A 5,443-nucleotide genomic window follows, 5' to 3' on the forward strand; every position below is an offset into this window, starting at 1 on the left:
CGATCATAGGCATTGGCGCTCAGCCATGCCGCCGGGAAACTCACTGTTTTCTGCTCCGGCACGAAGCTGACTTCCAGGGCACCGCCCTTGACCGATGCCGCGCCGATCCTGGTGTCGGCGGGAATGTCGAGGATGGTGATCAGCCGTTGGCCATTGCCGGCGCTGCGCGTCTTGTCGTCCAGCGCATTGTCGCGCAGCCACATGGCGTGAAAGCGGCTGCGCGACCCGTCCTTCCAGCCAAGTTCGATTGTTCTACCTTCGTTGCCGATCAGCGCCTGGGTGAGCATGGAGATCCGTTCCTGTCCATTGCGTCCCCTGCAGCTGATCCGCAGGGTTTCGATTGCATGTTGATCGCGCGAGAGGCATAATTCAAATTATCATATTTTGGGCAATGACCACGATATACTAATGTCTCGAACCACACCCCTGCCGCCGCTCGACTGGCTGCGCAGTTTCGAGGCTGCGGCGCGGCTGTCGAATTTCACCGCGGCGGCAGCCGAGCTTGGCCTCACCCAGGCGGCCGTCAGCCAACACATCCGCTTTCTCGAGGAGCGGCTAAAGACACGTTTGTTTTCGCGGCTGGCGCGCGGCGTCGCCCTGTCGCCGGAGGGGGCAGCCTATCTCCCCCACATCCAGTCGGCCTTCGCCACCATCGGCAACAGCACCGCGGAACTGTTCGAGCCGCGCGCCGTCCAGACCGTGACCATCCGGGCGCCGATTTCCTTTGCCTTGCTGATGCTGGTTCCGGCGCTGCCCGATCTCGCGAAGGCACTGCCGCGCATCCAGCTCGACCTGGTGACGATCCATCGCCCTACCGATTACGACCTGCCGGGCTCGGTGCTCGATATCCGTTTCGGCAACGGATCCTTCCCCGGCCGCGAAGCCGACAGGCTGACCGCCGAGCGGCTTCTGCCGGTGGCGGCTCCGGGTCTGGTCGGCGACGCAGACTGGACCTCCTGGCCGCTGCTTCTGGTTGCCGGCGCGCGCGAGATGTGGGCGGAATGGTTCGCTGCCGCCAGGCTGGCCGGCCATCCCAGGCGATCGCACCGCTTCGACAGCTTCGTTGCCGCCATGGAAGCGGCCAAGGCCGGCGCCGGCGTGCTTTTGGGCTCGCGGCCGCTGGTCGATGCGGCGCTCGACAGCAAGACGCTGGTCAGGCTTTCCGACTTCGAACTCTCCAGCACATCGGGCCATTTTCTGACCAAGGCGTCGACAGCGCGCCTGACCGGCGCCGAGCAGGATTTCCGCCAGTGGTTGCTGTCGCGCCTCTCCGCGCCGGCATGATTGGTTACGAGATTTGCCCGATCCGCTTCCAGTAGATCAGCGTGCCGGTCAGCCCGCCATGCGGCTTCAGTGCATAGTCCGGTATCTCACCGGCCAGCGTGAAGCCCAACCGCTCATAGAGGCGTGAGGCGCCCTCCTCGGTTGCCGTGTCCAGAACCAGCAGCATGCGGCCCTTCTCCACCGCAAGCCTCTCGGCGGCCCGCATCAGGCGCGTTCCCACGCCCCTGCCCCGGTAGTCGGTGCGTGTCATCAGCTTGGCGATCTCGGCCCGGTGCGGCTGGTTGGGCGGACAGTCGAGCAGCAAGGTCACGGTGCCGACCAGGTTTTTGCCGTCCCAGGCGCCAAGCACCGCTCTTTCGCCCCTTGCCGCCGCGGCCAGCGATTTCTCCCAGAAACCCCTCGCCGCCTGCGGCGCCAACGGATGCATGAAGCTGACCGAACCGCCTGCCGCCACCGTTGCGACCAGCAATTCGGCCAGCCCGTCCTGCGTCTCGGCAGCCGGGGTCAGGGTTGCGATCTCGATCGAGTTCATGTGCGGGATATCCTGTGATTGCGATAGAAGCGGGCGCATTGCCGTCACTCCAGATGGCGCGCGCGGCGACGCTTTCGCGCCGCCTTGATGGCGCTGATGCGGTCGGCATCTTCGTGCCCGAGGTGCCGCCCGCGCTCGAGAATCTCGAGCGTGTACTCCTCGTAGGTCAGGCCAAGCCGCTCGGCTCTGTCCATGCGCAACAGCATGACCTCGTGGCTCGGCGCCTTCCACGCCTTGGCGTGCGCTGCCTGCCAGGCCAGGAAGATATAGGGATCGCCCGTGCCCCATGGCGGGCCCTTGTACTCATCGAGAGGCGGCCCCCCATTGTGGGAGCGCTTTGGTCTCTTTGCCATTGTGTCAGCCTCTGACCAGGGCGACCAGATAGTCGGCGCCGGGCTCCAGGGCATGGAAGGTGCAGTCCGACGGCGCCCCAAGCGCCAGGCAGTCGCCGGGCTCGAGCTTGTGCGCCATATCGCCTTCGATGAATTCGAGCCGCCCGGAAATCAGCCATATCTGCTGCTTGATGAAGGCGTATGAAGCAGCCGGAAAACTGACCCTGGCGCCCGCCGGCAGATGCACCTTGATCAGTTCCAGCGGCATATCGCCAGCCGGCGAAAGATGCCGCCTGACATAGCCGGTATCGGGATCGCGCCATACCGGCTGGTCGGCCTCGCGCAGCAGCCCGCCGCCCTGCAGCTCGGCGCGCGCGATCAAGGTCGACAGCGTCATGCCGAAGGCCGACGCGATGCGCACCAGAAGCGCCGCCGTCGGGCTGGTCTTGCCTCGCTCGATCGTGCTGAGCATCGCCTTCGAGACGCCGGAATGCTCCGCCAGTTCGGCCAGGGACCAGTCACGCATGACCCTTTCGGCGTGTATCCTGCGGCCTATCGTCGAGGAAATTTCGTTCGCTATATCATCCATATGTCTATTATAGCGAAATATTGACGCCGGAGAAGAGCCGCCTTGCGACAATTTTCACAGGCCCCTTAATGCTCTCTACACCATCCGACCTCATCGGGCCTTAACCCCATTCGGGTAGGATCGACTCTCCAGGGAAATGGGGATTGGCCTGTCCATGTATGTCGAACGCGAAGCCTCCGTGGGGGAACCGACCTCGCAGGAGCGCCGCCAGACCGAGCAGAACGACAAGCGCATCCTCGGCAATGTCGTGCAATGCGACGGCGCTCGCGCCACCATCAGCGCCTATGCGGACGATGCCGACGGCGCGGTGACCGGCCTGTGGACAGTCGGGAAGATGATTTCCATCAATCTCGGATCGACGCGAACCGTCGGCCTTGTCTACGCGATCGGCAAGTCGGACCGCGCCTGGAGCAATGAGGGCCAGAACGCCATCGAGGTCAGCATCGAGCTGATCGGCGAAGTCCGTGACGGTGCGGAGCCCGGCGCCAGACCGGTCTTCGACCGCGGCATCACCACCTATCCGCATATCGGCGCCGTTGCGCATCGCATCCGCACCCGCGACCTGCAGGCGGTCTATGACCTTGCCGGGCGTCATTCGATCACGATCGGCACGCTCGCGCAGGACGAGACGATCGCCGCCAACATCGCTATCGACGATACGCTGGCGCGTCACTTCGCCATTGTCGGCACGACCGGCGTCGGCAAATCCACCGCCGTTTCGCTGCTGCTGCGCAAGTCGATCGCGGCACGGCCGGATCTGCGCATCCTGATCCTCGACCCGCACAACGAGTTCGCGGCATCGCTGCCCGAATACTGCGTCAGGGTCGATTCCAAAACCTTGGATCTTCCGTTCTGGATGTTCACGCTGGAGGAATTCGCCGAGGTGCTGTTCCGGGGCCGCGAGACCGAGCCGGAAGAAATCGATGCCTTGCGCGACCTGATCCCGGCCGCCAAGAATCTCTACCGCAACCCGAATTCGGGCTCCTATATCAGGCGCGGCAGCGATGCGCTGACCGCCGATACGCCAGTGCCTTACCGCATCGCCGACCTGCTCAAGCAGATCGATGAGCGCATGGGCATGCTCGAAAGCAAGACCGATCGCCCGACGCTCAAATCGCTGAAGACGCGCATCGAATCGGCGGCGGCCGATCCACGTTATCGCTTCATGTTCAACTCGCGCCTGATCGAGGACACCATCCACGAGACGATCGGCAACATCTTCCGCGTGCCGCATCATGGCCGTCCCGTGACCTGCTTCGAGATGGCCGGCATGCCGTCCGAAGTGGTCAATTCCGTCTGTTCGGTGCTGGCGCGCCTGGCCTTCGATCTCGCTCTGTGGAGCGAAGGCAAGCTGCAGCTTCTGTTTTTGTGCGAAGAGGCGCACCGCTATATGCCGGCCGACCCGCGTCTCGGATTCGCGCCGACCAGGCATGCGCTGTCGCGCATTGCCAAGGAAGGCCGCAAATATGGCTGCTATCTCGGCGTCGTCACCCAGCGCCCCGGCGAGCTCGACCCGACCATCCTGTCGCAATGCTCGACCTTCTTCGCCATGCGGCTTGCCAATGAGCAGGACCAGGCGATCATCCGCTCGGCGATTGCCGACTCTTCTGCCTCGACGCTTGCCTTTCTGTCCTCGATGGGCCAGCGCGAAGCCATCGCCTTCGGCGAAGGCGTGGCGACGACCATGCGGCTGAAGTTCGAAAAACTGCCGAGCCACCTGCTTCCCGGCACCGCCAAACGCGAAGAGGCCACGTCGAAGCCGGGCGACGATGTCGATCTGGTGGCGATCGTGGAACGATTGCGCAACGTGCCGAAATCGACGCAGCAGGCGATGGCCTTCGCCGAGGTCGTGGATTCAGGCCGCCAGGCCGGCGACCCCGACTACCGCAAGCCACCCGCCGCACGCCCGCCATCGGACGACGATTTCGACATGCGCTACGGCCTCAAGCCCGCAACCTTCGGCCTGCGCCCGCAAAACGATTGAGCTTGCGACCCGGCTGTTCTGCCGGCCGATTGAGAAGCCGCGCTAAGCTCGCGCCCTGCCTGGACCGCTTGGGTAAATCCCGTCAGGGAATTCGTCAGGCTGAGTCGGGTGGTGCTGTTTTCGAGAACCGAAGCGGAGCGGACATTTGAGTCCGTGAGGATCGGAAGCACAGAAAACGGCGCCAGACGGCCAGCCTCACGAATTCAGGGACGGGATTTTAGGCGCAGACGCGGTTGCGGCCTTGCCTCTTCGCCTCGTAAAGCTGGCGGTCGGCGCGGCGATAGAACTCTTCCGCTGTTTCCTTGCGGTCCCAGACGGCTAGCCCGACGCTGGTGGTGATCTTGAGGCGGACATTGCCCGACAGCACCGACATGTTGGCGATCGCCTTGCGGATGCGCTCGGCAAACTTGCCCAGAAGCTCGGCGTCCATGTTGGGCGTGACCACGGCGAACTCCTCGCCGCCCAATCGCGCCACCACATCGTGGTAGCGCGTCATATCCTTGAGACAGCTCGCGACCGCCTTGAGCACCTCGTCGCCGACGTCATGGCCATGGGTGTCGTTGACCTGCTTGAAATGGTCGAGATCGAGGATCATCAGCCCGACAGGCTTTTCGATGCGCCGGAACTCCTCGAGATACTCCTTCAGCGCATCATCGAAATAGCGCCGGTTCTGCATGCCGGTCAGGCCGTCGGTCAGCGCCGCATGCTCGAGTGTTTCCGAC

General features: G+C 64.0%; 7 protein-coding genes. 2 read left to right on the forward strand and 5 right to left on the reverse strand.

From position 1 onward, the window contains the following. Positions 1-287: gamma-butyrobetaine hydroxylase-like domain-containing protein (locus tag EN925_RS21440; RefSeq protein WP_128336891.1), on the reverse strand; the 287-nt coding region annotated here is incomplete at its 3' end. 121 nt (positions 288-408) lie between these two features. On the opposite strand from EN925_RS21440, the gene EN925_RS21445 reads away from it, so the two are divergent. Then, positions 409-1,284, forward strand: a complete 876-nt coding sequence (locus tag EN925_RS21445; RefSeq protein ID WP_127385240.1) for a LysR family transcriptional regulator — start codon at positions 409-411, stop codon at positions 1,282-1,284. A 4-nt stretch (positions 1,285-1,288) separates the two neighbouring features. Here the strand turns inward: EN925_RS21445 and EN925_RS21450 are convergent, their stop codons facing one another. The 3 genes from EN925_RS21450 to EN925_RS21460 are packed head-to-tail and all read right to left on the reverse strand — an operon-like array spanning position 1,289 to position 2,737. Continuing rightward, positions 1,289-1,816 carry a GNAT family N-acetyltransferase gene (locus EN925_RS21450; protein WP_127385241.1) on the reverse strand — a complete coding sequence of 176 codons (528 nt, stop codon included), beginning with the start codon at positions 1,814-1,816 and terminating at the stop codon, positions 1,289-1,291. A 44-nt stretch (positions 1,817-1,860) separates the two neighbouring features. Next, positions 1,861-2,169 carry a hypothetical protein gene (locus tag EN925_RS21455; RefSeq protein WP_013531040.1) on the reverse strand — a complete coding sequence of 103 codons (309 nt, stop codon included), beginning with the start codon at positions 2,167-2,169 and terminating at the stop codon, positions 1,861-1,863. Between the two features lie 4 nt (positions 2,170-2,173). Continuing rightward, positions 2,174-2,737, reverse strand: a complete 564-nt coding sequence (locus EN925_RS21460; RefSeq protein ID WP_027160588.1) for an XRE family transcriptional regulator — start codon at positions 2,735-2,737, stop codon at positions 2,174-2,176. A 154-nt stretch (positions 2,738-2,891) separates the two neighbouring features. On the opposite strand from EN925_RS21460, the gene EN925_RS21465 reads away from it, so the two are divergent. Then, the gene (locus tag EN925_RS21465) at positions 2,892-4,721 is read left to right on the forward strand and encodes an ATP-binding protein (RefSeq protein WP_024501408.1); all 1,830 of its coding nucleotides are present in this window, start codon (positions 2,892-2,894) and stop codon (positions 4,719-4,721) included. 217 nt (positions 4,722-4,938) lie between these two features. Here the strand turns inward: EN925_RS21465 and EN925_RS21470 are convergent. Further along, positions 4,939-5,443 (reverse strand): GGDEF domain-containing protein (locus tag EN925_RS21470; RefSeq protein ID WP_164894313.1); only part of this gene is annotated, 505 nt, incomplete at its 5' end.

This window comes from Mesorhizobium sp. M7A.F.Ca.US.006.04.2.1, from assembly GCF_004022915.1.
GTDB lineage: Bacteria > Pseudomonadota > Alphaproteobacteria > Rhizobiales > Rhizobiaceae > Mesorhizobium > Mesorhizobium ciceri.